23 protein-coding genes and 3 tRNA genes are annotated in these 25,347 nt (G+C 67.3%); 10 read left to right on the top strand and 16 right to left on the bottom strand.

Annotation, left to right across the window (positions count from 1 at the left end; translation table 11 throughout):
- Positions 1 to 149 precede the first annotated feature (149 nt).
- From ACSQ2F_RS06125 to ACSQ2F_RS06110, 4 genes are read left to right on the top strand one after another with little or no spacing between them, the layout of a single operon-like run.
- A complete protein-coding gene (locus tag ACSQ2F_RS06125; RefSeq protein ID WP_436020816.1) occupies positions 150 to 1,043 on the top strand; it encodes a TauD/TfdA dioxygenase family protein in 894 nt (297 codons plus the stop codon).
- 22 nt (positions 1,044 to 1,065) lie between these two features.
- Complete coding sequence (locus ACSQ2F_RS06120; protein ID WP_436020814.1) at positions 1,066 to 2,082, top strand: ABC transporter substrate-binding protein; 1,017 nt, start codon at positions 1,066 to 1,068, stop codon at positions 2,080 to 2,082.
- A 2-nt stretch (positions 2,083 to 2,084) separates the two neighbouring features.
- Complete coding sequence (locus ACSQ2F_RS06115; protein ID WP_436020812.1) at positions 2,085 to 2,942, top strand: ABC transporter ATP-binding protein; 858 nt, start codon at positions 2,085 to 2,087, stop codon at positions 2,940 to 2,942.
- On the top strand, positions 2,939 to 3,811 hold the full coding sequence (locus tag ACSQ2F_RS06110) for an ABC transporter permease (protein ID WP_436020810.1): 873 nt from the start codon (positions 2,939 to 2,941) through the stop codon (positions 3,809 to 3,811). Before ACSQ2F_RS06115 ends, ACSQ2F_RS06110 begins: the two co-directional genes overlap by 4 nt.
- Before the next feature lie 28 nt (positions 3,812 to 3,839).
- Here ACSQ2F_RS06110 and ACSQ2F_RS06105 read toward each other — a convergent pair whose 3' ends face one another.
- Both ACSQ2F_RS06105 and ACSQ2F_RS06100 read right to left on the bottom strand, forming a co-directional pair.
- Positions 3,840 to 4,214, bottom strand: coding sequence for a hypothetical protein (locus tag ACSQ2F_RS06105; protein ID WP_436020808.1), 375 nt, complete (start codon positions 4,212 to 4,214; stop codon positions 3,840 to 3,842).
- 221 nt (positions 4,215 to 4,435) lie between these two features.
- The gene (locus ACSQ2F_RS06100) at positions 4,436 to 4,915 is read right to left on the bottom strand and encodes a MarR family winged helix-turn-helix transcriptional regulator (protein ID WP_436026750.1); all 480 of its coding nucleotides are present in this window, start codon (positions 4,913 to 4,915) and stop codon (positions 4,436 to 4,438) included.
- 163 nt (positions 4,916 to 5,078) lie between these two features.
- Here ACSQ2F_RS06100 and badH point away from each other — a divergent pair, with 163 nt between their 5' ends.
- Genes badH through ACSQ2F_RS06075 form a run of 5 tightly spaced genes read left to right on the top strand, consistent with a single transcriptional unit; the run spans position 5,079 to position 10,374 of the window.
- Entirely contained in the window at positions 5,079 to 5,846 is a 768-nt protein-coding gene (gene badH / locus ACSQ2F_RS06095) for a 2-hydroxycyclohexanecarboxyl-CoA dehydrogenase (protein ID WP_436026748.1), read from the top strand.
- Between the two features lie 36 nt (positions 5,847 to 5,882).
- A complete protein-coding gene (gene badI, locus ACSQ2F_RS06090; RefSeq protein ID WP_436020806.1) occupies positions 5,883 to 6,665 on the top strand; it encodes a 2-ketocyclohexanecarboxyl-CoA hydrolase in 783 nt (260 codons plus the stop codon).
- 16 nt (positions 6,666 to 6,681) lie between these two features.
- A complete protein-coding gene (gene aliB, locus ACSQ2F_RS06085) occupies positions 6,682 to 7,839 on the top strand; it encodes a cyclohexanecarboxyl-CoA dehydrogenase (RefSeq protein ID WP_436020804.1) in 1,158 nt (385 codons plus the stop codon).
- 54 nt (positions 7,840 to 7,893) lie between these two features.
- On the top strand, positions 7,894 to 9,537 hold the full coding sequence (gene aliA / locus ACSQ2F_RS06080) for a cyclohexanecarboxylate-CoA ligase (protein ID WP_436020802.1): 1,644 nt from the start codon (positions 7,894 to 7,896) through the stop codon (positions 9,535 to 9,537).
- A 36-nt stretch (positions 9,538 to 9,573) separates the two neighbouring features.
- A complete protein-coding gene (locus tag ACSQ2F_RS06075) occupies positions 9,574 to 10,374 on the top strand; it encodes an enoyl-CoA hydratase-related protein (RefSeq protein WP_436020800.1) in 801 nt (266 codons plus the stop codon).
- A 273-nt stretch (positions 10,375 to 10,647) separates the two neighbouring features.
- Here the strand turns inward: ACSQ2F_RS06075 and ACSQ2F_RS06070 are convergent, their stop codons facing one another.
- Positions 10,648 to 12,864, bottom strand: a complete 2,217-nt coding sequence (locus ACSQ2F_RS06070; protein ID WP_436020798.1) for an ATP-binding protein — start codon at positions 12,862 to 12,864, stop codon at positions 10,648 to 10,650.
- Between the two features lie 225 nt (positions 12,865 to 13,089).
- Here ACSQ2F_RS06070 and ACSQ2F_RS06065 point away from each other — a divergent pair, with 225 nt between their 5' ends.
- Positions 13,090 to 14,016, top strand: a complete 927-nt coding sequence (locus tag ACSQ2F_RS06065) for an NmrA family NAD(P)-binding protein (RefSeq protein WP_436020796.1) — start codon at positions 13,090 to 13,092, stop codon at positions 14,014 to 14,016.
- 254 nt (positions 14,017 to 14,270) lie between these two features.
- On the opposite strand, the gene ACSQ2F_RS06060 is transcribed toward ACSQ2F_RS06065, so the two are convergent.
- The 13 genes from ACSQ2F_RS06060 to ACSQ2F_RS06000 all read right to left on the bottom strand — a co-directional run bounded on the left by ACSQ2F_RS06060 (position 14,271) and on the right by ACSQ2F_RS06000 (position 25,294).
- Positions 14,271 to 14,347, bottom strand: a tRNA-Asp gene (locus tag ACSQ2F_RS06060).
- A gap of 39 nt (positions 14,348 to 14,386) precedes the next feature.
- Positions 14,387 to 14,462: transfer RNA gene (locus ACSQ2F_RS06055), tRNA-Glu, on the bottom strand.
- 47 nt (positions 14,463 to 14,509) lie between these two features.
- Positions 14,510 to 14,585, bottom strand: a tRNA-Ala gene (locus tag ACSQ2F_RS06050).
- A 66-nt stretch (positions 14,586 to 14,651) separates the two neighbouring features.
- On the bottom strand, positions 14,652 to 16,064 hold the full coding sequence (gene gltX / locus ACSQ2F_RS06045) for a glutamate--tRNA ligase (protein ID WP_436020794.1): 1,413 nt from the start codon (positions 16,062 to 16,064) through the stop codon (positions 14,652 to 14,654).
- Positions 16,065 to 16,077: 13 nt separating this feature from the next.
- Positions 16,078 to 17,310 carry an O-succinylhomoserine sulfhydrylase gene (locus ACSQ2F_RS06040; protein WP_436020792.1) on the bottom strand — a complete coding sequence of 411 codons (1,233 nt, stop codon included), beginning with the start codon at positions 17,308 to 17,310 and terminating at the stop codon, positions 16,078 to 16,080.
- Entirely contained in the window at positions 17,310 to 18,833 is a 1,524-nt protein-coding gene (gene purF / locus ACSQ2F_RS06035; protein ID WP_436020790.1) for an amidophosphoribosyltransferase, read from the bottom strand. Before purF ends, ACSQ2F_RS06040 begins: the two co-directional genes overlap by 1 nt.
- A gap of 36 nt (positions 18,834 to 18,869) precedes the next feature.
- Positions 18,870 to 19,358 carry a CvpA family protein gene (locus ACSQ2F_RS06030; RefSeq protein ID WP_436020788.1) on the bottom strand — a complete coding sequence of 163 codons (489 nt, stop codon included), beginning with the start codon at positions 19,356 to 19,358 and terminating at the stop codon, positions 18,870 to 18,872.
- Between the two features lie 6 nt (positions 19,359 to 19,364).
- Positions 19,365 to 20,192 carry an SPOR domain-containing protein gene (locus tag ACSQ2F_RS06025; RefSeq protein WP_436020786.1) on the bottom strand — a complete coding sequence of 276 codons (828 nt, stop codon included), beginning with the start codon at positions 20,190 to 20,192 and terminating at the stop codon, positions 19,365 to 19,367.
- 93 nt (positions 20,193 to 20,285) lie between these two features.
- Positions 20,286 to 21,602, bottom strand: a complete 1,317-nt coding sequence (gene folC / locus ACSQ2F_RS06020; protein WP_436020784.1) for a bifunctional tetrahydrofolate synthase/dihydrofolate synthase — start codon at positions 21,600 to 21,602, stop codon at positions 20,286 to 20,288.
- Between the two features lie 74 nt (positions 21,603 to 21,676).
- The gene (accD, locus tag ACSQ2F_RS06015; protein ID WP_436020782.1) at positions 21,677 to 22,549 is read right to left on the bottom strand and encodes an acetyl-CoA carboxylase, carboxyltransferase subunit beta; all 873 of its coding nucleotides are present in this window, start codon (positions 22,547 to 22,549) and stop codon (positions 21,677 to 21,679) included.
- Complete coding sequence (gene trpA, locus ACSQ2F_RS06010) at positions 22,549 to 23,373, bottom strand: tryptophan synthase subunit alpha (protein ID WP_436020780.1); 825 nt, start codon at positions 23,371 to 23,373, stop codon at positions 22,549 to 22,551. The genes accD and trpA overlap by 1 nt, the downstream gene beginning before the upstream one ends.
- Positions 23,370 to 24,635, bottom strand: coding sequence for a tryptophan synthase subunit beta (gene trpB, locus ACSQ2F_RS06005; RefSeq protein WP_436020778.1), 1,266 nt, complete (start codon positions 24,633 to 24,635; stop codon positions 23,370 to 23,372). The genes trpA and trpB overlap by 4 nt, the downstream gene beginning before the upstream one ends.
- A gap of 11 nt (positions 24,636 to 24,646) precedes the next feature.
- A complete protein-coding gene (locus ACSQ2F_RS06000) occupies positions 24,647 to 25,294 on the bottom strand; it encodes a phosphoribosylanthranilate isomerase (protein ID WP_436026746.1) in 648 nt (215 codons plus the stop codon).
- Positions 25,295 to 25,347 lie beyond the last annotated feature (53 nt).

Genomic DNA, 25,347 nt, shown 5'->3' with positions numbered 1-25,347 from the left:
CCAACCCTGCACCAACCGGACGGACAGCACTTGCGCCGCCGGCGTCATGCGTTGCGCGATGAAGGACAGACGGAAGCATTTGTTCCCTCTCGACATGCGGCTGCTTAACCTGAGCGCTCCGAACTGCCAGCCCGAAGCGCTTCGCCCGCATGACTTCACTTACCGCCACCGTCCCGCCGGACACGCTCATCCGACCGCTGCACATCCGCCCGCTCGATGCGCCCCTCGGGGCCGAGGTGCTGGGCCTCGACCTGTCGCGCCCCGTCGAGGCCGACGACTTCGCTCGCATCCATCGCGCCCACCTCGATCACCACCTGCTCGTCTTTCGCAGCCAGCGCATCGCGCCGGCGCAGCAGATCGCCTTCAGCCGCCGCTTCGGCCCACTCCAGATCCACGTGCTCCGCCAGTTCCAGCTCGCGGGACATCCGGAGATCCTGGTCGTGTCGAACGTCGTGGAGAACGGGCAGCCCATCGGACTCGGCGACGCGGGGCACTTCTGGCACTCGGACCTGTCGTACAAGGAACGACCGAGCCTCGGCTCGATGCTGCACGCCCAGGAGCTGCCCGCCGAGGGAGGCGACACGCTCTTCGCCAACATGCACACCGCCTGGGACAGCTTGCCGGCGCACCTGAAGCGGGCCGTGGACGGCCGCCGGGCCGAACACACCTACCTCAAGCAGTACGAAGCCCTGCGCCAGCGCAGCCCCTGGCGCCCCAAGCTGACCGACGACCAGCTGGCCGAAGTCCAGCCCGTGCTGCATCCGGTGGTGCGGACGCATCCGGAGACCGGCCGCAAGGCGCTCTTCGTGAGCGAGCATTTCACGACCCGCATCGACGGCCTGCCGGAGGACGAGAGCCGCGAGCTGCTCGACGCCCTCTTCGCCCACAGCGTGCGGCCCGAGCATGTGTACCGCCATGTCTGGCAGGCGCACGACATGGTGTTCTGGGACAACCGATCCCTCATGCATCTCGCCGCCGGCTGCCCCGACCACCTGCGCCGGCGGCTCAACCGGACCACCATCGAAGGTGATCTTCCGTTCTGATCTCTCTGTCCAAGGACTCTCAATGACCGCCCTGCACCGCCGTCTGGTGGCACTCGCGCTGGCCCTGCTGGCCGCGACCACCCTCGCTCCTCGTACCGCACGCGCCGAAGGCACACTCCGCATCGCCGAGCAGTTCGGCATCGTCTACCTGCTGCTCAACGTGGCCCAGGACCAGCAACTCTTCGAGAAACATGCACGGGCCGCCGGGTTCGATCTCAAGGTGGAGTTCGTGAAACTCTCCGGTGGCGCCGCCGTGAACGAGGCGCTGCTGGCTGGATCGATCGACATCGGCGGCGCGGGGGTGGGCCCGTTGTTGACCCTGTGGGACCGCACGAACGGCCGGCAGAACGTCCGCGGGGTGGCCTCGCTCGGCAACTTTCCCTACTACCTGGTCAGCACCAACCCGAGGGTGAAGACGATCGCCGACTTCAGCGACCAGGACCGCATCGCGTTGCCGGCCACGGGCGTGTCGGTGCAGTCCCGCGTGCTGCAACTCGCCTCCGCCAAACTCTGGGGCGACGCGCAATACAACCGGCTGGACCGGCTGCAGGTCGCGCTGCCGCATCCGGAGGCCACCGCAGCCATCGTCAAGGGCGGTACCGAGATTACCGCCCACTTCGGCAACCCGCCCTTCCAGGAGCAGGGCCTGGCCGGCAACAAGGCGGCGCACATCGTGCTGCGAAGCTATGACGTGCTGGGCGGTCCCGCTTCAGCGACGGTGCTCTACGCCACCGAGAAATTCCGCAAGGAGAATCCTCGCACCTACAAGGCCTTCGTCGACGGGCTCGCCGAGGCCGCCCGCCTGGTGAAGGCCAACCCGGAACTGGCCGCGGACATCTTTCTGCGGACCAACCAATCGAAGATCGACCGCACGCTGCTGCTGAGCATCATCCGCAGCCCCGAGGTGGACTTCAAGCTCGCGCCCGAGAACACCTACGCGCTGGCCGCCTTCATGCACCGCGTGGGCGCCATCAAGAACCGGCCCGCCTCGGTGAAGGACTATTTCTTCGACGACGCCCACAACGCGTCGGGCAGCTGACCATGACCGTCGGCATCCTCCGAAAGGCAGTGCTCGACCCGGCTGCGACGGCACCCGCCGCCCGGCGGGTCCCGCCCGGCACCTCGACCGGCATCCCACCGCTCGTTCAAGTCGACGGCCTGACGCTGGAGTACGTGACCGGCGAACGCATGGTTCGTGCCACCCACCGGGTGAGCTTCGACGTGCACCACGCCGACCGCTTCGTCCTCCTCGGCGCCTCCGGCTGCGGCAAGTCGTCCCTGCTGAAGGCGGTTGCCGGCTTCCTGCCGCCTCGGGAGGGCGAGATCCGCCTGGGCGGCCGGCCGGTCCGGGGACCGGGGCTCGATCGGATCGTGGTGTTCCAGGAGTTCGACCAGCTGCCGCCGTGGAAGACGGTGCTGGCCAACGTGATGTTCCCGTTGGTGGCGGGCAAGCGGATGCCACGTGCCGAGGCACGCGACCGCGCCTTCGATGCGCTGCGCAAGGTCGGATTGGCCGACTTCGCCAATGACCATCCGCATCAGCTGTCGGGCGGCATGAAGCAGCGCGTGGCAATTGCGCGCGCGCTGGCCATGCAGCCCAAGGTGCTGCTGATGGACGAACCCTTTGCATCGCTCGACGCGCTGACCCGTCGACGCATGCAGGAGGAACTGCTGGCCCTGTGGGACGACGTGCGGTTCACCCTGCTCTTCGTCACACATTCCATCGACGAAGCGTTGGTGGTGGGCAACCGCATCCTCGTGCTCTCGCCGCACCCAGGGCGCGTGCGTGCCGAACTCAATGCGCACGAGTTCGGGCTGCACAGCGTGGGCGGCACGGCCTTCCAGGCCCAGGCGCGTCGCATCCACGACCTTCTGTTCGAGCAAGGCCAGACACCATGAACGCCCTCTTTCCACCCGTGCGGCCCGAGATCGAACACACGCTCGCACCGCTCGGTGCCGACGTCGTCCCCGAACGGGCACTCCCGCTGATGCAGCGGCTCTGGCAGCGTGGCGCCCTGCGTCGCGGCATCATCCTCGTGCTGCTCGTCCTGGTGTGGGAGGTCGCTGCCCGGTTTGCCGACAACGACTTGCTGCTACCGTCGTTCAGCCAGACGGCTCGCGCTTTCGCCGACGGCCTGTCGAGCGGCGAACTGCCGGCCAAGGCGGCCATCTCCATCACGCTGCTGCTCCAAGGCTATGCGCTCGGCATCGTCGCCGCCTTCGGACTTACCGCGCTGGCCGTCTCGACCCAGCTCGGGCGCGACCTCCTCGCCACACTGACGGCAATGTTCAACCCGCTTCCGGCCATTGCCTTGCTGCCCCTGGCATTGCTCTGGTTCGGCCTCGGCAAGGCGAGCCTCATCTTCGTGCTGGTGCACTCCGTGCTATGGCCCCTGGCGCTGGCGACCTACAGTGGATTTCAGGGCGTACCGGACACCCTGCGCATGGCGGGCCGCAACTACGGCCTGGGTGGCTTGCGCTACGTGCTGCTGCTGCTCGTGCCCTCGGCTTTGCCGGCCATCCTGGCGGGCCTGCGCATTGGCTGGGCATTCGCATGGCGCACCCTGATCGCGGCCGAACTATTCTTCGGCGCGTCATCGGGGCGCGGCGGCCTGGGCTGGTACATCTTCCAGAACCGCAACGAGCTCTACACCGACCGTGTGTTCGCCGGCCTGGTGACGGTCATCCTCATCGGCCTGCTGGTGGAGACGCTCGTCTTCGACACGCTGGCCCGGGTCACGGTGCGGCGCTGGGGCATGCAGCGCTGACCGTCGTCATCGACCCGCCTGACGCCCCTCAATCCGGCGTGGACTGCCGGAACCGATCGATCGCGTGATGCGCCTGCTCCCGGCCGACGCGGGCCGCCTCGTCGAAGTCCGCGTAAGTGGGCTGCCACGCAAGAGAGTCGCCCGGCCTCTGGTGGTCGAACGTCATCCAGACATGCGGCAGATGCGACCCGGGCGCTGCAGGTGGTGCCTGGTAGATCACAAAGTGCGGCCGGAAGGTGGCGTCCGGCAGCGCGAACGGGGTGTAGTCGATTTCGAAGGCCTCGTAGACCTCGACGCAGGGCTGGTTCATCGCGTCTCCATGGATGGCGGGCAACATCGCGCCGGCCACGAGGAGTTTAGCGACCGCTTCGACGGCGACACCGCTGCCGTCCTCCAAAGCCAATGCGCCTCGTGCGGAGTCGCTGTCCCGTCTCCAGGTCGTTGATGGATCGGTGCGGCCGGATCGTCCATATCGCAGTGGACCATTCCCCTTCCAGCCGGACCGTTGACCGGCCTGCCTTCGGACGATGACCGACAGCGCAGCGCCCAGCCCGCGTTCGTCCGCATATCCCGCAACCCGTCCCCGGCCTTTCCCGTGCCGCGTCCCAGGGCATGCCACTCCGGCTATCGGTCCCCTGCATCCTCTTCAGGCCCGCCCCAGGCGCGGTCGAGGCGCTCCATGTTGTCGAGCATCTTCAGCAGGTAGTGGAGCGTGTGGGTGACATCGTTGAGGGAGAAGTCCCGCAGGATCTGCTCGTAGTAGCCCCTGATCTTGGGAACTGCCAGGTCCTGCCACACGTGCCTGCCGCTGGCCGTCATCCGGACGACGCGCGAACGGCGGTCCTGCTCGTCAGGCGTCACGGCCACGTGTCCGTCCCGTTCCATCCGGCTGATGAGGCCTGACAGGTTCTGGCGGCTGACCATCAAGTACCGGGCCAGGTCGCCCACGCTCATGCCTCCCTCGGCCTTGTCCCGTGACAGGGCGCCCAGGACCGCCCACTGCTGGGTCGTGAGGCCCTCCGCCTCGACGGCACGCGTGCCCGTTTTGTGCAACATATTGGCGCATTGATACAGCCTGAAGAAGAGGCGATTGGCCAGCTCCATCTTCGCTTCAGAGGGTTCGTTCATAGGGTAAACGATAGGGAAATGACAAAAGATTGTACTTGTGACGCGCCAAACCGCCACCTACTATTGAGTCAACATGTTTACGTATCTTCCCCGCTGCACAGCGCCGGCGGTCAACAGCACATCCAACGAAAGGAACATGATGCAACGCTTCAAGGACAAGGTGGTGGTCGTCACGGGTGGCGGCGGAGGCATTGGCGGCGCCACGTGCCGCCGCTTCGCGACCGAAGCCGCACAGGTCGCGGTCTTCGACCTCGACCTGGACGCCGCGGAACGGGTTGCCGAGGCCGTTCGGGCAGCGGGCGGACGGGCTCAAGCCTTTCACTGCGACATCACCGCCCGGGACAGCGTCAACGCCGCCGTCGCTTCCGCGCAGCAAGCGCTGGGGCCGATCGACGTGCTGGTCAACAACGCCGGCTGGGATGTCTTCAAGCCGTTCACGAAGACAGAGCCCTCGCAATGGGACAAGCTGATCGCCATCAACCTGACCGGCGCCCTGCACATGCACCACGCGGTGCTCCCGGCCATGGTGCAACGCAAGCAAGGTCGCATCGTCAACATCGCGTCCGACGCGGCACGCGTGGGCTCTTCCGGCGAGGCCGTCTACGCCGCGTGCAAGGGCGGCCTGGTGTCGTTCTCCAAGACCATCGCGCGAGAGCATGCGCGCCATGGCATCACCGTCAATGTCGTCTGCCCCGGCCCCACCGACACCGCCCTCTTCGCCGACTACAAGGAGGGCGCCGGCAACCCCGAGAAGCTGATGGAGGCGTTCACCCGCTCCATCCCGCTGGGCCGCATCGGCCAACCCGACGACCTTCCGGGTGCGGTGCTGTTCTTCGCGAGCGACGACGCGGCCTTTGTCACCGGTCAGGTGCTAAGCGTGTCGGGCGGACTGACGATGAACGGTTGACCTTCCCCACTTTCACCCCTGCTGGAGAGATCCCCCATGAGCTTCGAAGACATCCTGTACGAGGTCCGCAACCACGTTGCCTGGATCACCATCAATCGGCCCGAGAAGATGAACGCCTTCCGTGGCTCCACCTGCGACGAACTGATCAAGGCGCTCAACAAGGCCGGCTACGACCGGAACGTGGGCTGCATCGTGCTCGCAGGCGCCGGCGACAAGGCCTTCTGCACCGGCGGGGACCAATCGGCGCACGATGGCAACTACGACGGGCGCGGCACCATCGGGCTGCCCATGGAAGAGCTGCACACCGCCATCCGCGACGTGCCCAAGCCGGTCATCGCACGCGTACAGGGCTTTGCCATCGGTGGCGGCAACGTCCTGTGCACGATCTGCGATCTGACCATCTGCTCCGAGAAGGCCGTCTTCGGCCAGGTCGGGCCGAAGATGGGCTCGGTGGACCCGGGCTACGGCACGGCCTTCCTCGCCCGCGTCGTGGGCGAGAAGAAGGCACGGGAGATCTGGTACCTCAACAAGCGGTACAGCGGAGCCGAGGCCGTTGCAATGGGCCTGGCCAACGTGTGCGTGCCGCACGAGGCACTTGATGCGACCGTGCAGGAGTGGGCCGAGACCATCTGCGAACGCAGTCCCACGGCGATCGCCATCGCCAAGCGCAGCTTCAACATGGACACCGCCCACCAGAGCGGCATTGCCGGCATGGGCATGTATGCCCTGAAGCTCTACTACGACACCGAGGAGTCCCGAGAAGGGGTGGCCGCGCTCAAGGACAAGCGCAAGCCTGACTTCCGCAAGTACGCCAAGTGAACCGGAGCGCGTCCCGATGAACCCGAACCCCTACATCGACGAGGACCTGCTGGCCCTGGCAGAGACCGCACGGCGCTTCGCCGACGAGCGCGTCAAGGCAGGTTTCCAGGAACGCGATCGCACCCGGGTGCTGGACCGCTCGCTGCTGCGGGAGATGGGCTCGCTCGGGTTCATCTGCCCGGAACTGCCCGAGCAGTTCGGCGGCTTGGGCCTTGGATGCCTTGCCGCCGGCGTGATCCACGAGGAGATCGCCCGTGCCGACCTGAGCTTCTCGTACTTGAACCTGCTCGCGTCGCTGAACAGCCAGATCCTGTCGAAATACGGGCGACCCGACATCGTGGCGCCCTGGCTGAAGCGGATCGTGCAGGGCGAGGCGATCTGTGCCATTGCCTTGACCGAGCCGCGCGGCGGTTCGGATGCGGCGAACCTGCGCCTGAGCGTCCAGCGCGAAGGCGACTTCTACCTCATCAACGGCGAAAAGACTTCCATTTCAGCGGCTGACCAGGCCGACATCACGGTGGTGTTCGGCCGCACAGGAACACCCGAGTCCGCGGCGCATGGCGTCACCGCCCTGCTGGTGCCGATGGACACACCGGGGCTGACCACCAACCGGTTCGACTGTCACGGCCAACGCGCCATCGGCCGCGGGTCCATCTTCTTCGAGAACGTGCGCGTGCCGGTGAGTCATCGCCTGGGTGAAGAGAACAAGGGCTTCGTGCAGGTGATGCACGGCTTCGACTTCTCACGCTCGCTGATCGGCCTGCAGTGCCTTGCCGTGGCGCGCGTGGCATTGGAAGAGACGTGGGACTACATCACACAGCGCCAGGCGTTCGGCCAGCCGCTGTCGGCCTTCCAGGGGGTGACGCATCCGCTTGCACAGTTCGACACCGAGGTGGAAGGGGCTCGCTTGCTCTGCCTGCAAGGACTGTGGCTGAAGGACAAGGGCCTGCCGCACTCCGCCGAGGCCGGAATGGCCAAGTGGTGGGGGCCGAAGCTCGCCTACGACGTCATTCACCAATGCCTGCTGTGCCATGGGCACGGTGGCTATGACCGCGGGCTGATGGAACAGCGCCTGCGCGACGTGCTGGGCTTCCAGATCGGCGACGGTACGGCCCAGATCATGAAGACGATCATCGCCCGCACGCGCGCCGGACGCAAGTTCGTGCCCGCCTGACCCGCCTGACCCGCCTGACCCGCCTGACCCGCCAGAGACTACCGGAGACATGCCGTGGAATTCGATCCCGTCCTTTTGCCGCCTCGCCGCGCCGAAAGCCTCGCACGAGGCTTGTGGCATGACCGCACGATCAACGACGACCTCGACGCCTGCGTCGCGGCGTACCCGGACAAGCTCGCGCTCACAGCCGTGCGCGTCGAGTCGGGCGAGGTGCGCCGGTTCACCTACCGTGAACTCGCGACGCTCGCCGACAGGGTGGCCGTGGGTCTCTCACGCCTCGGCGTGGAACGGAATGACGTGGTGGCGATGCAGTTGCCCAACTGGTGGCAGTTCAGCGTGCTGTACCTGGCCTGTTCACGGATCGGCGCGGTGCTCAATCCGATGATGCACATCTTCCGCGAACGCGAGCTCTCCTTCATGCTCCGTCACGGCGAGGCCAAGGTGCTTGTCGTGCCCAAGGTGTTCCGCGGCTTCGATCACGAAGCCATGGCCCGTGGCCTCAAGTCCGAACTTCCGAAGCTGGCGCACATCGTCGTGGTGGACGGCGGCGGTGCCGACGACTTCGATGCGCTGCTGACGGCACCCGCCTGGGAAAACGAGCATGACGCACGCGACGTCCTGACCCGTCACCGCCCGAGTGCGGACGACATCACGCAGCTGATGTTCACGTCCGGGACGACCGGCGAACCGAAGGGCGTGATGCATTCGGCCAACACGCTGATGGCCAACATCGTGCCGTACGCAGAGCGTTTGTCACTGAGGCAAGACGACGTCGTCCTCATGGCTTCGCCGATGGCGCACCAGACCGGCTTCATGTACGGCCTGATGATGCCCATCATCCTGCGCGCCAGCGTGGTGCTGCAGGACCAGTGGGATCCCTACAAGGCGCGCGAGATCATCCGTGCCGAGGAAGTGACCTTCGCCATGGCGTCGACGCCGTTCCTGGCCGACCTCACGAAGGTCGTGCAGGAGGACGCCACGGGCGTACCCAGCCTGAAGACGTTCCTGTGCGCCGGAGCCCCGATTCCCGGGCCGCTGGTCGAGCAGGCACGCAAGGCGCTGGGCAGCAAGATCGTGTCCGCCTGGGGCATGACGGAGAACGGGGCCGTCACGCTGATCAAGCTCGACGACGACGACCACCTCGCCTGCACCACTGACGGATGCCCCCTGCCGGGAGTGGAGGTGAAGGTGGTGAACTTCGACGGCAAGGCGATGCCCGCGGGCGAGGTCGGCAAGCTCCTCGTGCGGTCATGCTCGAACTTCGGTGGCTACCTGCACCGGCCCGAACTGAACGGCACGGATGCACAAGGCTGGTTCGACACCGGTGACCTCGCTGCGCTGGACGCCAATGGCTACATCCGTATCACGGGTCGCAGCAAGGACGTGATCATCCGCGGCGGCGAGAACATTCCGGTCGTGGAGATCGAGTCGCTGCTCTTCAAGCACCCTGCCATCGCGCAGGTCGCCCTGGTGGCCTATGCGGACGACCGCCTCGGCGAACGCGCCTGCGCCGTGGTGGTTCCCCGGGCGGGCCAGCGCCTGGACCTGGCCGGCATGGTCGGTTTCCTCAAGTCGCAGAAGGTGGCGTTGCAGTACATCCCTGAGCGCCTGATCGTTCGCGACGCCATTCCGACCACGCCCTCCGGAAAGATCCAGAAGTTCAAGCTGCGCCAGATGCTGCGCGATGGCAACCTGTGAGCGCCGCACGCCATGGGACACCACGAGACCCCTGACATGAACCGCGACACCCGGAGCTCCGGGCTCGACTCATTGGTACTGACGCAGGTGATCGGGCGGGTCGGCGTCATCACGCTGAACCGCCCGCATCAACTCAATGCCCTCGACGACGCATTGATGGACGCGCTCGGCGAGGCGCTGCTGCACTTCGACGCCGACGATCGCGTCGGCACCATCGTGCTGACCGGCGGACCCAAGGCATTCGCGGCGGGCGCGGACATCACCGCCATGGCCGGATGGTCGTACATGGACGTCGACCGCACCCAGTTCATCACGCGGAACTGGGAGACGATCCGCCGTGTGCGAAAGCCGGTCGTCGCGGCCGTCGCCGGCGTTGCGATGGGCGGTGGTTGCGAGCTGGCATTGGCCTGCGACATCATCCTGGCCGCCGAGAGCGCGAGGTTTGCGCTGCCCGAAGTCAAGCTGGCGATGCTGCCCGGTGCGGGCGGCACCCAACGCCTGCCACGCGCCGTCGGCAAGGCCAAGGCGATGGACATGTGCCTGTCCGCGCGCACGTTGAGTGCAGTCGAGGCCGATCGGTACGGCCTCGTCTCTCGCGTCGTCGAAGAGGGCCGCCTGATGGACGAGGCGCTGACGCTGGCCGGCACCATCGCCGACTACTCGCTTCCGGCGCTCATGGCAATCAAGGATTCGGTCAACCGGGCCTATGAATCGTCGCTGACCGAAGGCATTGCCTGCGAGCGCCGGCAACTGTACGGGCGGTTCGCCAGCGAGGACGCACACGAAGGCATGAATGCCTTCCTGGCCAAGCGCAAGCCCGTGTTCCGTCACCGCTGAACGCGCAGGTCGAAGCCGAAGCGCCTGGCTGTCGTGATCGCGTCGTCACGGCCGTACGGCGCTTGGCGCGGGCGGTTCATCCGCGGGACGACCACCTCGGGGGCGCTGGCATCGGCTCGGCGGCACGGCCTCTGCGAGCGCAAGATGAAGCCCCCGAGCACCCCGGCGCGACGCACGAGGAGTCCCTGCGAATCAACGTCGGTGAGCGCGCTGGCCCTCGTCATGGCTTGTCCGCCTCGGCCCCTGCGAACGCTGGCCGGGCCTCACCGGGCCTCACGCATGGGGACCGCTCGCGGGCAACCGATCAACCACCCGGGCGACGAGTTCGTCGGCATCCACGGGCTTGGTCATGTGCAGGTCAAATCCGGCGTCGCGGGCGCGCTGCTTGTCGTCCATCGAGCCCCAACCCGTGGTCGCCACCAGCACGGCATCGGTCTGCGGCCGGATGCGCCGGGCGAGCTCGTAGCCATCGAGATCCGGCAAGCCGATGTCGAGGCAGATGACGTCGTAGCGGGCCGCAGACACGCGTTCGAGCGCCTCTTCGCCGCTGTGCGCCACGTCGACGCTGAAGCCATGCAGGACCTCCAGCAGCACCTGCATCGACACGGCGGCGTCGACGTTGTCGTCCACCAGCAGGAAGCGCCTGCTCGCCGGGTTCTCGACGGGCGGACCGGATGGATCGGGTGCTTCGGGCATCAGCCCCGCCGGCGCCTGCGGGAGCAGGACATCGAACCGTGAGCCGCGCCCGGTGCCTTCGCTTGCCGCCGACACGCTGCCACCGTGCATCTCGACGATGCCCCGGACCAGTGACAGGCCGATCCCCAGGCCGCCGCCCGACTGTGGGTTCGCACCATCGAGTTGCTCGAAGATGTCGAACACGCGCCCGATGGACCCGGCCGGTATGCCGATGCCGTTGTCGATCACGCTGATCCGCACGTGTTGCTCATCCTGGCGCGCTGCCTGCACCTGGATGCGGCCGCCAGGAGGCGTGTACTTCGCGGCGTTGTTGAGCAGGTTGGACAGCACCTGCACCAGCCGGAGGCTGTCGCCGAGCACCGCCAGGTCCTTCGGCTCCACATCGACGTCGAGCCGATGGTCACGTTGGTCAAGCAGAGGGCGGGCCGCCTCGGCAGCCGCTTGCGCCACGCTCATCACCGACGTCGGCTGGATGTCGAGCTGGATGCGTCCCGTGGTGATGCGCGAGGCATCGAGCAGATCGTCCAGCAGGTGCGACAGGCTCGATGCCTGCCGGTGGATCACCGCGGCCGCCTGCCGGGCCTCTTCGGGCGAAAGCGCCCCGCTCAGCAAGGCCCTGGCGGTCGAGGCGATCGGGGCGAGCGGGTTGCGCAGCTCGTGCGACAGTGTGGCGATGAAGATGTCCTTCTTGCGGTTGTCACGCTCCGACCGCTCGCGGGCGGCCTGCTCGGCCACGAGGGCGTCGTCCCGCTGGCGGTGGGCGTCATTGAGCTGCTGACCGGCGGCGGCCATCGCCCGGTACAGGCCGTCGATCTGGCGCAGGCCGGAACTGCGGTACTCCGGACTGCGTCCGGACACGAGGCCCGGCGCCTGCTCGGCCATGTCGTCGGCGGCCCGCACGATGCGCCGTCCGACCGACCAGGCCGCGAAGCTGCCAAGCGCGAGGGCGACGGCCGTGCCCGCCAGCAGGGTGATGAGCGACTCGCGGAACGCGGCGTCGATCTGTCGAGCGGGTGTGCCCAGGAACACGGCCCATTGCGTCTCTCGCAGCGTGGTCCAGGCCCAGAACAGCTCGCGCCCGTCGCGGGTGACGAAGCGGCCCTGGCCGTCGCGTTGCGCCGTCACTGCCTCCAGGGTCTGCGCGCTGGGCAACTGGCCGAAGAACCGATCGAAATCGGTGCTCCGCGCGATGATGATGCGACGGCTGTCGAGCACGGTCGCAAAGGACCTCTCGCCCGCGTGCCGCGCAAGAATCCGGGACAGGCGCCGCAGGTTCAGATGACCGACGATGAGCTGCGGTGTTCCGCCAGCGACCGGCACCCGCACCTCCACCACGCCGGGCCGCCCGCCCGCCTGGTGACGAAGGTCCGTGATGCCCATGCCAGGGGCCGAGTCGTCAAGCGTCGGGGATGCCGAGGTGACGTCATGCCCGGCCAGCACCGTCGAGCGATCGCCCTCCACCAGCAAGACGGCCGAAAAGGCGCCCTCCTCTGCCACCAGCGCGCGGGCAAGATGGGCGCGTGCTTGTCCGGGGCTCGCCCCCGGTTCCGTGGAGGCCAGGCGTTCCAGATCTTGCGTCGCGCGGTCGAGTTCGGACTGGACCACCCTGGTCAGCGACCGATTCGCATCGACGAAGGCCTGCTGTGCCGTCGTGCTGCCCTGTTGCGCCAGGAGGTACATCAGGATGCCGGCAAAGGCCAGCAGGGGCAGCACGGCCACCGCCGGCAGCAGGCCGACGAGCGTGACAAGGTCCCAGGGTCGGCGTGAGCGGTTCGCCGGGTTCGTTGTGCCCATCAAGAGGTCCCTCTTCGGGCGCCGGAGTGTGCAGGAGTGCGCAATATAGCCGGGCTGCCCCCGGGGCGAACCATGTCCGAGCGCGGCCCCCCGCGTTTTGCGCCGGCATGACCCTGCCGAGAGTCCCACGGCGAACGGCAATGCACGGTCCCGGCCGCACGAGCCGCTGCATTCCGTCAACGCCAACGGGGTTTTCCAAGCCTGCTGACAGGACCTGTCGGTCCGATGGTCGATCCTGTTCGCATCAAGTTCACGGAGGTCGCGATGTACATGATCATGGGCGGGACGGGACATGTCGGTTCAGCGGTGGCGGCGGCATTGCTGCGCGAGAGAAAGCCCGTCACGGTGCTGACGCGTGACGCGAGGCGTGCCGACAAGGCCCGCCAGGCGGGGGCCCACGTTGCCGAAGTCGACATCAATGAGGTGGACGCCCTGCAGACGGTGCTGCGGCATGGCCGTCGCGCGTTCCTGCTCAACCCGCCCGCGGACATCACTGCTGACACCGACGCCACCGAGAAGTCCACCATCGCGAACATCCTTCGCGCGCTCGCAGGCATCGGGCTGGACAAGGTGGTCGCCGCGTCGACGGGCGGTGCGCAGCCGGGCGAGCGGCTGGGTGACCTGAACACGCTGTGGACGCTGGAGGCCGGCCTGCGCGAGCAACCCATCCCGGCGGCCATCAATCGCGCGGCCTATTACATGAGCAACTGGGACGGCCTGCTCGACGCCGTCCGGGACTCGGGTCGTCTGCCCACGCTGTTTCCGGCCGACCTTCCGATTCCCATGGTGTCACCAGTGGACGTGGGCGAGGCCGCGGCGCAGCGCCTGATGTCCTCCGTCGAGGATGTCGGCCTCCAGTACGTGACCGGACCGCGGCCGTACACACCGGCCGAGGTGGCGTCAGCGTTTTCGCAGCGCCTGGCAAGGCCGGTCACCGTCGAGGTCGTGCCGCGGGCGCAGTGGGAAGCGTGGTTTCGGCAGCTCGGCTTCTCGCCCGTCGCGGCCGAGTCGTATGCCCGCATGACGGCGCGATGCGTCGATCACGGCTTCGACATGCCGGAGGACGCCTGGCGCGGGGAGACGACGTTCGAAGCCCACCTCGATGACTTGCTGCAGCGTGCGGGCGGGGCGCAGCAGGCGAACGAGCGCTGAGTTCAAGGATGGTGCGGTGCGCGCCCCACCGGCCACGTCACCGATGGTGAAGTCATGGGCTTCGTGGAAGTCGAAGTCGGTGCCGATGCCGATGCCGTAGGCGAAGCCTGAAGACGCGGGTGGCAGCTCGGTGAGTTGATGATCGCGACACATCACTCATTTCATCGAGTATGTGGTGCGGGTGCGAGCAATATGCAAAGGGCGTCGCCCAAAACGAAAAAGCCCTGCAAACAGTGTTTGCAGGGCTTCCGTGTTGGCGGAGTGGACGGGGCTCGAACCCGCGACCCCCGGCGTGACAGGCCGGTATTCTAACCAACTGAACTACCACTCCATGATGGCTTCCAGATTTCTCTGCAAGCGCCATCGAACTTGGCGTCCCCTAGGGGATTCGAACCCCTGTAATCACCGTGAAAGGGTGGTGTCCTAGGCCTCTAGACGAAGGGGACTAAACCTTCGCAATCTTGAACAACGCGCCACTTCGAACCAAGGTTCTTGGTGGAGGTAAGCGGGATCGAACCGCTGACCTCTTGCATGCCATGCAAGCGCTCTCCCAGCTGAGCTATACCCCCTCTGAACTTATTCAGTTTCCTGAAGGTTCGCGCTGTTCAAGCGAGAATGCGATTATAGAACGACTTTCAGAATGAGTGCAAGCGTTTCATCGCAATTTCTCGCGAGAACAATTCAAGCACTGCATCGAGCGACGGCGTCTGCGCCCGACCGCACACGAGAACGCGCACGGCATGAGCCAACACGGGCATCTTCAAGCCGTGCGTGGTGAGCGTCTGCTTGATGGCTGCGGCGATGGCCGGCTTGTTCCACTCCACCCCTTCCAGGGCCGCGGCCAACGTCGCGAGTGCGGGCTTGACCGCCTCGGTCACATGGGCCTCGAGGTCTTCGCCACGCGGCGTGATGTCGGTGAAGTACATCATGGCCCAGTCGGCAAGCTCGACCGTCGTGGCGCAGCGGTCCTTGAAGAGGCCGCACACGCGCGCGAGGTGCTCGCCTGCCTGGACCTGCACGCCACGCCGCGCCAGTTGTGCGGCGAGCAGCGGCGCCAGCGTGTCGTCGGCAGCTGCCTTCATGTACTGGCCGTTCACCCAGTTGAGCTTGGCGGCGTCCCACTGCGCGGGGCTCTTGGCCAAGTGCTGGCCATCGAACCAGGCGATGAGCTGTTCACGCGTGTACACCTCGTCGTCGCCATGGCTCCAACCAAGGCGTGAGAGGTAGTTGATCATCGCTGCCGGCAGATAGCCGTCTTCTTCGTACTGCAGCACGCTGACCGCACCATGGCGCTTCGACAACTTGTCGCCGTCCGGGCCGAGGATCATGGGCGTGTGGCCGTAGACGGGAAGCTCCGCACCCAACGCACGAAGGATGTTGATCTGACGGGGGGTGTTGTTGACGTGGTCGTCGCCGCGGATCACATGGGTGATCTGCATGTCCAGGTCGTCCACCACCACGCAGAAGTTGTACGTCGGCGTGCCGATGCCGCCGGGTTCGCTCGACGGACGCGCGATGATCAGGTCATCGAGTTCGCGGTTGTTGATGGTGATCGGACCCTTGACCATGTCGTCCCAGGTCACGTCACCCTCAATCGGATTGCGGAAGCGGATCACGGGAGCCACGCCCTCGGGCACGGCCGGCAGTCGCTTGCCCGGCTCCGGGCGCCAGCGGCCGTCATAGCGTGGCTTCTCGCCGCGAGCGCGCTGCGCCTCGCGCATCTCGTCGAGCTCGGCCGGCGTGCAGTAGCAGCGGTAGGCCGTGCCGGCCTCCAGCATGCTGGCGATCACCTCCCGATAGCGGTCGATGCGCTGCATTTGATAGAACGGGCCTTCGTCGTACTCCAGCTCCAACCACTTCATGGCGGCGATGATCTGGTCGACGGCCTCCTGCGTGGACCGCGCCTCGTCGGTGTCTTCGATGCGCAGGATGAAGTCGCCACCGAAGTGGCGTGCAAAGGCCCAGGAGAAGAGCGCGGTGCGCGCCGTTCCGAGGTGGAGGAAACCCGTCGGGGACGGGGCGATGCGGGTTCGGATCTTGCGGGTCATGGTGGGAGCGTCGTCAGAGCGTGTCGAGACCGCGTTGCAGATCGGCCTTCAGGTCGCGCACATCTTCCAGACCGACCGCCACGCGGATCAGGCCCTGGACGATGCCGGCCGACTGGCGCTGCGCTTCGGTCAGGCGCCCGTGCGATGTGCTCGCGGGATGGGTGATGGTGGTCTTGGTGTCGCCGAGGTTGGCCGTGATCGAGCACACCTGGGTCTGGTCGATCACGTGGAACGCGTTGCGGCGCGCGGCTTCGGCATCCGGCGCGCGCACGACGAAGGACAGCACCGCGCCGCCACTGCCGCCCTGCTGGGCCATGGCGAGCGCGTGCTGCGGATGCGAGGCCAGCCCCGGGTAGAACACACGCTCGACGCCAGGCTGGGCTTCAAGCCACATCGCCAGTTCGTGGGCACGCTGGCTCTGGGCCGCCATGCGGATCGACAGGGTCTCGAGCCCCTTGAGCACCACCCAGGCGTTGAAAGGCGAGAGCGAAATGCCGGCGCTGCGCATCACCGGTACGAAACGCTCGTTGATCAAGGCCTCCGGGCCGCACACCGCACCGGCGAGCACGCGGCCCTGGCCATCGAGGTACTTGGTGCCCGAGTGCACGATCAGGTCGGCGCCGTACTCGCGGGGACGTTGCAATGCGGGTGAACAGAAGCAGTTGTCGACGGCAAGCAGCGCGCCGGCCTGGTGCGCGATGTCGGCCAGTGCGCCGATGTCGCACACCTCGGTCAGCGGGTTGGTGGGCGACTCGGCGAAGAGCAGCCGGGTGTTGGGGCGCACGGCCTGGCGCCAGGCCTCGACATCCGTCTGCGACACGAACGTGGTCTCGACGCCGAACTTCGCGAACTCGCGGCCGAACAGCACGAGGGTCGATCCGAACACGCTCTGCGAGCACACGACATGGTCGCCGGCCTTGAGCAGGGCCAGGCCCAGCAGCAGGATGGCGCTCATGCCGCTGGCCGTGGCGATGGCAGCTTCGGTCCCTTCGAGCGCAGCCAGGCGACGCTCGAACATCATCACCGTCGGGTTGGTGAAGCGCGAATAGGTGAACGCCTCTTCCTCGTTCGCGAAGCGGGCCGCCGCCGTGGCCGCGTCCGGCTGCACGAAGCTGCTGGTGAGGAACAGGGCCTCGGAGTTTTCACCCCAGGCCGTTGCCGGCAGACCCTCGCGCACCGCCAGGGTGTCCGGCCGGACATCGGGCGGCAGCGCGACGCGGGGAATGCGCTTCACCGGGCCCGCCATCAGCCGGCCTCCGTGCCGTTCTGCAAGGCCAGGCGGGTGCGATCGGCGGTCTCTTCCTCGTCGCCCTGGGACTTGCGCTGGGCGGCCATGGCGGTGAAGTCGTCGACGGACACGTCGCCCGTGACATAGCGTCCGTCGAAGCACGAGGCCTCGAACCCGTCGAGTGCGGGCTGCAGCGCACCGACCACGTTCTTCATCGCATCGACGTCCTGGTAGATCAGGGCGTCGGCGCCGATGAACTGGCGGATCTCCTCGATGCTGCGGTTGTGCGCGATGAGTTCCTCACTCGTCGGCATGTCAATGCCGTAGACGTTGGGGAAGCGCACCGGCGGTGCGGCCGAAGCCATGTACACCTTGCGGGCACCGGCATCGCGCGCCATCTGCACGATCTCCTTGGAGGTGGTGCCGCGCACGATGGAGTCATCCACGAGCAGCACGTTGCGGCCCTTGAATTCGACGCCGATGGCATTGAGCTTCTGCCGCACCGACTTCTTGCGAACGCCCTGCCCCGGCATGATGAAGGTCCGGCCGACGTAGCGGTTCTTCACGAAGCCCTCGCGGTACGGCTTGCCCAGTTTCTGTGCGAGCTGCATGGCCGAGGGCCGGCTGGACTCCGGAATCGGGATGACGACGTCGATGTCCTTCGGCGGCACGGTGGAGATCACCCGCTTGGCCAGCGTCTCGCCCATGTTGAGGCGCGCCTGGTACACCGATATGCCGTCCATGATGGAATCGGGACGGGCCAGGTACACATACTCGAACATGCAGGGGTTCAGCGTCGGGTTCTCGGCACACTGCTCGGCATGCACCACACCGTCCATGCCGATGAAGATGGCCTCGCCGGGGGCCACGTCACGGACCACCTTGTGACCGGTGCCCTCGATGGCCACCGATTCGCTGGCCACCACCACCTCGCGCCCGTCGGGCAGCTCGGCCTCGCCGAAGCACAGCGGACGGATGCCGAACGGATCGCGGAAGGCGAGCAACCCGTGCCCGGCGATCAGCGCGACCACCGCGTACGAACCCTTGATGCGCTTGTGCACGGCGCGCACGGCCTCGAACACGATCGATGGCGTGAGGACCTTGTCCCGTGCAGCGGCCTGCAGTTCGTGTGCGAGGATGTTGATCAGCACCTCGGTGTCGCTGGTGGTGTTGATGTGGCGACGATCGACGTCGACCAGCTCCTGCTTGAGCGCATGGGCGTTGGTGAGGTTGCCGTTGTGCACCAGCACGATGCCGAACGGCGCGTTCACGTAGAACGGTTGCGCCTCTTCCTCGCTGTAGGCGTTGCCGGCCGTGGGGTAGCGGACCTGCCCCAGCCCGACATTGCCGGGCAACGCCCGCATGTTGCGCGTGCGGAAGACGTCCCGCACCATGCCGCGCGCCTTGTGCATGAAGCACTTGCCCTCGAGCATGGTCACGATGCCGGCGGCATCCTGCCCGCGGTGCTGCAGCAGCAGCAGGGCGTCGTAGATCAATTGGTTGACCGGCGTGTTGGAGATGACGCCGAAGATGCCGCACATAAACCGTGTCCTTGCTAGTGAATCAACGCGCCGCGATCACGCCGGCAGATGCTTGGAAATGGGCGCCGGCAGCAGCGGCCGCAGGCCGGCCAGCGCCGCCTGGAGCCATGGCACGGCGGCCGAGTCGCGCCACGTGGGCGAAGTGGACCAGGGCGTCATGCTCACGATGGTGACGAGCAGCAGCAGCACGAGCAGGCCGCGCAGGCCGCCGAAGACGCCGCCCAGCAGCCGGTCCACCACGCTCAGCGGCGTGGCATGGATGATCATGCGGATCACCCGGGAGGTGATTGCCCACAGCAGCAGCGTCGCCACGAAGGTGAGCACGAAGGCTGCGACGGCGTTGGTCGTGGAGCCGGGCGTCCCGACTGGCAGGTGCTGTGCGACGTCGCCCGAGAACCAGTGCGCCACGAAGTACGCGACGACCCACCCGACGAGTGACATCAGCTCGAACACCAGCCCGCGCACCAGGCCGATGACGACCGAGAGCAGGAGGATGCCGATGAGTACCGCGTCCAGCCATCCCATGGCCCGTCAGAGGGTGTAGACAGCCGAGCCGAGACCCGCTGCCTTGATCTTGCCGGCGGCCCGGTCGGCCTCGGCGCGGCTGGCGAAGGGGCCCACGCGCACCCGGATGCGGTTGCCGGAGGATGTCTCGACGACCTGGGTATAGGTCTTCAGGCCGAGCTTCTCGACCTTCTGGCGCGCATCCCGGGCAGCGTTCATTTCGGCGAAGGCCCCCACCTGGACCACGAAGCGCCCTGCGCCCTCGGCGGGCTTGGGGCTGTCCTGGCCATTGAGCAGGGCCTGCGCGCGGGCATCCTCGGCACGGGTGGCGGGCTTGCGTTCCGCGGGCTTGTCGGCCGGCTTCGCGGCGGGCTTCTCGATCGGTGGCTTGGCCGGCTTCTCGGCAGGCTTCTCGGCAGGCTTCTCTGCCGGCTTCTCTGCCGGCTTCTCAACGGGCTGCTCGGCCGGCTTCTCGGCGGGTCGTTCCGGCACGGGCGGTTCGGCCGCGGGTGGCTCCGCGGGCGTCTCGGGGACGACTTCCGCTGCCGGTGGCGCGGCCGGGGGCGTCGGTGTCTCGACCGGTGCGGGCACGACGACAGCCGGGCCGGTACCGCGCGCGACCGATCCATCCCGCCGGGCGATCTCGATCGGGGTGTCGACCGGCAGCGGTCGAGGCTGCGTGGCGAACAGCAGCGGGAAGCCGATCACGCCCGCCACCACCAGCACCGCCGCACCGATGAGGCGCTGGCGCGCGCGCGCCCGAACCTGCTGGACCGCATCCACCGCATCCTTGCTCGGCGGGGCGGCCTTGGGCTCGTCGGTGGGCTGGCGTTTCAGGAAGGACAGCAAGCGCATGCGCAATGGGTTCCAGGTGGGCGAAATGGCGTCACGGCGACGCATGCGGCCACCGGCCGGCATGCGCGGTGCGCAGGGGGCACCGGCTGCGCGTCAGGCCAGGTGCTTGGCGTTCAACCGGGGCAGCCCGTCCTTGAGCACACCACCGACGGTGTAGAACGAACCGAAGACCACGATTCTATCAGCGGGGTCGGAAGCGGACAGGGCTGCGATCAGCGCCGAGCGGGGGTCGGCATGCCGGAACACACGGACCGGGCCCGGGCCCTTGAGCGCGAGCGCCGCATGCTGGGCCTCCAGCTCCGCGGCGCTTGCCGCCCGGGGCACCGGCAGGTCGCAGAAGAACCAGTCGTCCACCACCGGGGCCATTCGGCGCAGGATGGCTTCGATGTCCTTGTCCTTCATGGCCCCGAACACAGCCCGCGTGCGCGGATGGAAGGGCATGTTGTCCAGGTTCTGCACCAGGGTGGCGACCGCGTGCGGGTTGTGCGCGACGTCCAGCACGACGGTGGGCTGGCCGGGAACGATCTGGAACCGCCCCGGCAACTCGACGATGGCCAGGCCATTGCGAATGGCCTGTGCCGTGACGGGAAGCCGGTCGCGCAGGGCCTCGAACACCGCGATGACGCCCGACGCGTTGAGCAGCTGGTTGGCGCCGCGCAGCGCAGGGTAGGCAAGCGCATTGAAGCGCTTGTGCCGCCCCGCCCAGCCCCACTGCTGTTTGTCGCCGGCGTAGTTGAAGTCGCGGCCGATCTGCCAGAGGTCGGCACCCACCGCTTCGGCGTGGGCCCCGAGGCTCGCCGGCGGCACCGGATCGCTCACGATCGCCGGCTTGCCCGGCCGCATGATGGCGGCCTTCTCGCGGCCGATGGACTCGCGGTCCGGGCCCAGGTAGTCGGTGTGGTCGAGGTCGATGCTGGTGATCACGGCGCAGTCGGTGTCGATCACGTTGACCGCGTCAAGGCGGCCACCCAGGCCGACCTCCAGGATGACGAAGTCGACGTCGGCCTTCGACAGCAGGCGCATGATCGCCAGCGTCGTGAACTCGAAGTACGTGAGCGTGATGTCGCCCCGCGCCTGCTCCACGGCCTCGAAGTGCGGCACCAGGTCTGCCGCCGTCACCATGGCGCCGTTCACCCGGCACCGCTCCTCGAAGTGCACGAAGTGCGGCTTGATGTAGAGGCCGACGCGGTAGCCGGCCTGCAGGCCCACCGCTTCCAGCATCGCGCAGGTGGATCCCTTGCCGTTGGTGCCCGCCACCGTCACCACCGGCACCGTGAATGCCAGCCCGAGTCGGGTCTTCAGCTCGGCCATGCGGTCCAGCGTCATGTCGATCGTGCTGGGGTGCAGGCGCTCGCAGTGGGCGAGCCAGCCTTCGAGGGTGGTCGGACGTGACGGGTGGGTGGATGGCATGGCCAGTGGCCTTGTAGGTTCGGGAACGACAAGGGCGGCCGAAGCCGCCCTGGAACACGCAGCGGGCCGTCAGCTCAAGCGACGGCGTCGGCGCTCTGGCGCTGCAGCATGGCGAGCGACCGGGCAATCGTGCCGCGCAGCTCGCGCCGGTCGATGATCATGTCGACCGCGCCCTTCTGCACCAGGAATTCGGCGCGTTGGAAGCCCTCGGGCAGCTTCTCGCGCACGGTGTCCTGGATGACGCGCGGACCGGCGAAGCCGATCAGCGCCTTGGGTTCCGCGATGACGATGTCGCCCATGAAGGCGAAGCTCGCCGACACGCCGCCCATGGTGGGATCGGTCAGCACGCTGACGTAAGGCAGCTTCGCCTTGGCCAGGCGCGTGAGCGCGGCGTTGGTCTTGGCCATCTGCATCAGGCTCAGCAGGCCTTCCTGCATGCGGGCGCCACCGGTGGCGGTGAAGCTGATGAAGGGCACCTTCTGGTCGACGGCGGTCTCCACGCCGCGCACGAAGCGCTCACCCACCACCGAGCCCATGGAGCCGCCCATGAAGTCGAACTCGAAGCACGCCGCAACCACCGGAATGGTGTGGACCGCACCGCCCATGACGATGAGGGCATCGGTCTCGCCGGTGGACTCCATCGCCGCCTTGAGGCGCTCGGGGTACTTCTTGCTGTCCTTGAACTTCAGTGCGTCGACCGGCAAGACTTCCTGGCCGATCTCGTAGCGGCCTTCGCCATCGAGGAAGGCGTTCAGGCGGGCACGGGCGCCGATGCGGTGGTGATGACCGCACTTCGGGCAGACGTTGACGTTCTGCTCGAGGTCGTTCTTGTACAGCACCGTTTCGCAGGACGGGCACTTGATCCACAGGCCCTCGGGCACCGTGCGGCGCTCGCTCGGGTCGGTCTGCTGCATCTTCGGGGGCAGCAGTTTTTCAAGCCAGCTCATCAGGAGGCTCCTTTCAAGGTGTCGAGGGCGTGGCGGATGTCCTTGATGAACTTCGCGGCCTCGGATGCGACATTGTCGCGCGTTTGGGTTTCGAGAATCTGGATCAGGCGCGAGCCGATGACGACCGCGTCGGACACCGCACCGACTGCCTTGGCCGTCTCCGCATCCCGGATGCCGAAGCCGACGCCGACCGGCACGCCGACGTGGGCGCGGATGCGAGGCACCATCTCGGCGACGGCGGACACATCGAGGTGCCCTGCGCCCGTCACGCCCTTGAGCGAGACGTAGTAGACGTAGCCACGCGCGATGCGCCCCACGTCCTTCATGCGCTGCTCGGTCGAGGTGGGCGCCAGCAGGAAGATGGGGTCGAGACCGTGGGCGGACATGCGGGCCGCGAACACCTCGCATTCCTCGGGCGGATAGTCGACCACCAGCACGCCGTCGACGCCGGCTTCGGCCGCGTCGCGCACGAAGGCATCGGTGCCGTGGCGCTGGTCATAGCGCTCGATCGGGTTCGCGTAGCCCATGAGCACGACCGGCGTGACGTTGTTTCGCTGGCGAAACGCGCGGATGTACTCGAGCACCTGCGGCGTGCCGATGCCGTGGGCCAGCGCACGCTCGGCCGCCCGCTGGATGACCGGGCCGTCGGCCATCGGGTCGGAGAACGGCACGCCCAGCTCGATCACGTCGGCGCCGGCCTCGGCCATCGCGAGCATGATTTCGACGGTGGCATCGGGGAACGGGTCACCCGCGGCGATGTAGGGGATGAGGGCGCGGCGGCCCTGGGCCTTCAGGCCCTGGAAACAGGCGGCGATGCGGCTCATGCCTGGCCTTTCAGGGCGGCAGCGCCCTTCACGGCACGGCCGGCCTCGGAGGGCCGGTTGTAGAACTCAGCACCGGAAAGGTCGGCGACGGTGCCGATGTCCTTGTCGCCTCGCCCGGACAGGTTGACGAGCAGGGACTGGTCAGGACGCATGGTGGGAGCGAGCTTCATGGCATAGGCCACCGCATGGGACGATTCCAAGGCGGGGATGATGCCCTCGGTGCGGCACAGGTGGTGGAAGGCCTTGAGCGCTTCCGCGTCGGTCACCCCGACATACTCCGCGCGGCCGATGTCCTTGAGGTAGGCATGCTCCGGGCCGACGCCCGGGTAGTCGAGACCGGCCGAGATGGAGTGCGTCTCGGTGATCTGCCCGTTGTCGTCCTGCAGCAGGTAGGTGCGGTTGCCGTGCAGCACGCCCGGCGAGCCGGCGATCAGGCTGGCGGAGTGGCGACCGGTGTCCAGCCCCTCCCCTGCGGCTTCGACACCGATCAGGCGCGTGCCGGCCTGGTCGATGTACGGGTAGAAGATGCCCATGGCGTTGCTGCCGCCGCCCACGCACGCGATGACGGCGTCGGGCTGGCGTCCACCGCCCAGCATGGCCGGCATCTGCACCAGGCATTCGTCACCGATGACGCGCTGGAAGTCACGCACCATGGCGGGGTACGGGTGGGGGCCGGCGACGGTGCCGATGATGTAGAACGTGGTCTCGATGTTCGTGACCCAGTCGCGCATGGCCTCGTTGAGCGCATCCTTCAAGGTCTTGGAGCCGCTCTCGACCGGCACGACCGTCGCGCCCAGCAGGTTCATGCGATACACGTTGGGCGACTGCCGCTTCACGTCCTCGCTGCCCATGTAGACGACGCACTCCATGCCGTAGCGCGCGCAGATGGTGGCCGTGGCCACGCCGTGCTGACCCGCGCCCGTCTCGGCGATGACGCGCTTCTTGCCCATGCGACGGGCCAGCAAGGCCTGGCCGATGGTGTTGTTCACCTTGTGCGCGCCGGTGTGGTTCAGGTCCTCGCGCTTCAGGTAGATCTGGGCGCCGCCCAGCTCGCGGCTGGTGCGCGCGGCGTGGTAAACGGGGCTCGGACGACCGACGAAATGGGCGAGTTCGCTCCGGTACTCGGCCATGAAGTCCGGGTCTTGCCGGGCCTCGGTGTAGGCCTTGTTCAGCTCGTCGAGCGCGTGGATGAGCGTCTCGGCGACGAAGGTGCCGCCGTAGGGGCCGAAGTGGCCGCGGGCGTCGGGTTGGTCGTAGGTCATGGAATCCTCTGTCAGATCGGGGTGGCAGCGATGCGGGCGTCAGCCTCGCGCACCGCGTTGCAGAACCGGCGGATGGCCGCGGCATCCTTGATGCCCTTGGCCGACTCCACGCCGGAACTCACGTCAACGGCCCAGGGCCGCACCCTGAGAATGCCTTCGATCACATTTTCGGCATGCAACCCACCAGACAAAACGACCGGACGGGACACGCCTTGAGGAATGAGAGACCAATCAAATGCCTTTCCGCCGCCGCCGTAACCCTCGACATGAGCGTCGAGCAGCACACCCTGGGCGTCGGGATACTGAAGGGCGAAGTTTAGCAAATCGAAACCGGGCGCCATGCGCGCCGCCCTGAGGTACGGCCGGTCGACCGCCCGGCAGTCCGCGGGCTGTTCGTCCCCGTGGAACTGGAACACGACATTCGGGATGGCCGAGACAACGGCCTGGAGCAGCGAGGGCTCCGCATTCACGAACAACGCCACCGGTGTGACATACGGCGGCAGGCGACGCGCCAGCTCGGCGGCCTGCTCGAGCGCGACCCGGCGCGGGCTGCGCTCGTAGAGCACGAGCCCGATCGCATCGGCGCCGGCCTCCACGGCGGCGTCGACGTCCGCTTCACGGGTCAGTCCACAGATCTTGATGCGGGTGCGAGAGGTCATCCGGTGGGCGTCGGTCAAGGGAGAGCTGCGTCGCGGGCCGGAACCGCCGTGGA

It is taken from the genome of Rhizobacter sp. LjRoot28 (assembly GCF_964253025.1).
GTDB lineage: Bacteria > Pseudomonadota > Gammaproteobacteria > Burkholderiales > Burkholderiaceae_C > Rhizobacter.
This window is presented reverse-complemented; position numbering and strand designations above follow the sequence as displayed.

Bases quoted from the DNA above. Each gene is read 5' to 3' on its own strand.
- ACSQ2F_RS06000 (WP_436026746.1), bottom strand. From the start codon at position 25,294: ATGACCTCTCGCACCCGCATCAAGATCTGTGGACTGACCCGTGAAGCG.
- ACSQ2F_RS06065 (WP_436020796.1), top strand. From the start codon at position 13,090: ATGGTCGATCCTGTTCGCATCAAGTTCACGGAGGTCGCGATGTACATG.
- gltX (WP_436020794.1), bottom strand. From the start codon at position 16,064: ATGACCCGCAAGATCCGAACCCGCATCGCCCCGTCCCCGACGGGTTTC.
- ACSQ2F_RS06040 (WP_436020792.1), bottom strand. From the start codon at position 17,310: ATGGCGGGCCCGGTGAAGCGCATTCCCCGCGTCGCGCTGCCGCCCGAT.
- ACSQ2F_RS06025 (WP_436020786.1), bottom strand. From the start codon at position 20,192: ATGCGCTTGCTGTCCTTCCTGAAACGCCAGCCCACCGACGAGCCCAAG.
- ACSQ2F_RS06100 (WP_436026750.1), bottom strand. From the start codon at position 4,915: ATGGAGCTGGCCAATCGCCTCTTCTTCAGGCTGTATCAATGCGCCAAT.
- folC (WP_436020784.1), bottom strand. From the start codon at position 21,602: ATGCCATCCACCCACCCGTCACGTCCGACCACCCTCGAAGGCTGGCTC.
- ACSQ2F_RS06115 (WP_436020812.1), top strand. From the start codon at position 2,085: ATGACCGTCGGCATCCTCCGAAAGGCAGTGCTCGACCCGGCTGCGACG.
- purF (WP_436020790.1), bottom strand. From the start codon at position 18,833: ATGTGCGGCATCTTCGGCGTCATCTCCAACACGCCGGTCAACCAATTG.
- ACSQ2F_RS06075 (WP_436020800.1), top strand. From the start codon at position 9,574: ATGAACCGCGACACCCGGAGCTCCGGGCTCGACTCATTGGTACTGACG.
- badH (WP_436026748.1), top strand. From the start codon at position 5,079: ATGCAACGCTTCAAGGACAAGGTGGTGGTCGTCACGGGTGGCGGCGGA.
- trpB (WP_436020778.1), bottom strand. From the start codon at position 24,635: ATGACCTACGACCAACCCGACGCCCGCGGCCACTTCGGCCCCTACGGC.
- ACSQ2F_RS06110 (WP_436020810.1), top strand. From the start codon at position 2,939: ATGAACGCCCTCTTTCCACCCGTGCGGCCCGAGATCGAACACACGCTC.
- ACSQ2F_RS06070 (WP_436020798.1), bottom strand. From the start codon at position 12,864: ATGGGCACAACGAACCCGGCGAACCGCTCACGCCGACCCTGGGACCTT.
- ACSQ2F_RS06030 (WP_436020788.1), bottom strand. From the start codon at position 19,358: ATGGGATGGCTGGACGCGGTACTCATCGGCATCCTCCTGCTCTCGGTC.
- trpA (WP_436020780.1), bottom strand. From the start codon at position 23,373: ATGAGCCGCATCGCCGCCTGTTTCCAGGGCCTGAAGGCCCAGGGCCGC.
- ACSQ2F_RS06120 (WP_436020814.1), top strand. From the start codon at position 1,066: ATGACCGCCCTGCACCGCCGTCTGGTGGCACTCGCGCTGGCCCTGCTG.
- ACSQ2F_RS06125 (WP_436020816.1), top strand. From the start codon at position 150: ATGACTTCACTTACCGCCACCGTCCCGCCGGACACGCTCATCCGACCG.
- accD (WP_436020782.1), bottom strand. From the start codon at position 22,549: ATGAGCTGGCTTGAAAAACTGCTGCCCCCGAAGATGCAGCAGACCGAC.
- badI (WP_436020806.1), top strand. From the start codon at position 5,883: ATGAGCTTCGAAGACATCCTGTACGAGGTCCGCAACCACGTTGCCTGG.
- aliB (WP_436020804.1), top strand. From the start codon at position 6,682: ATGAACCCGAACCCCTACATCGACGAGGACCTGCTGGCCCTGGCAGAG.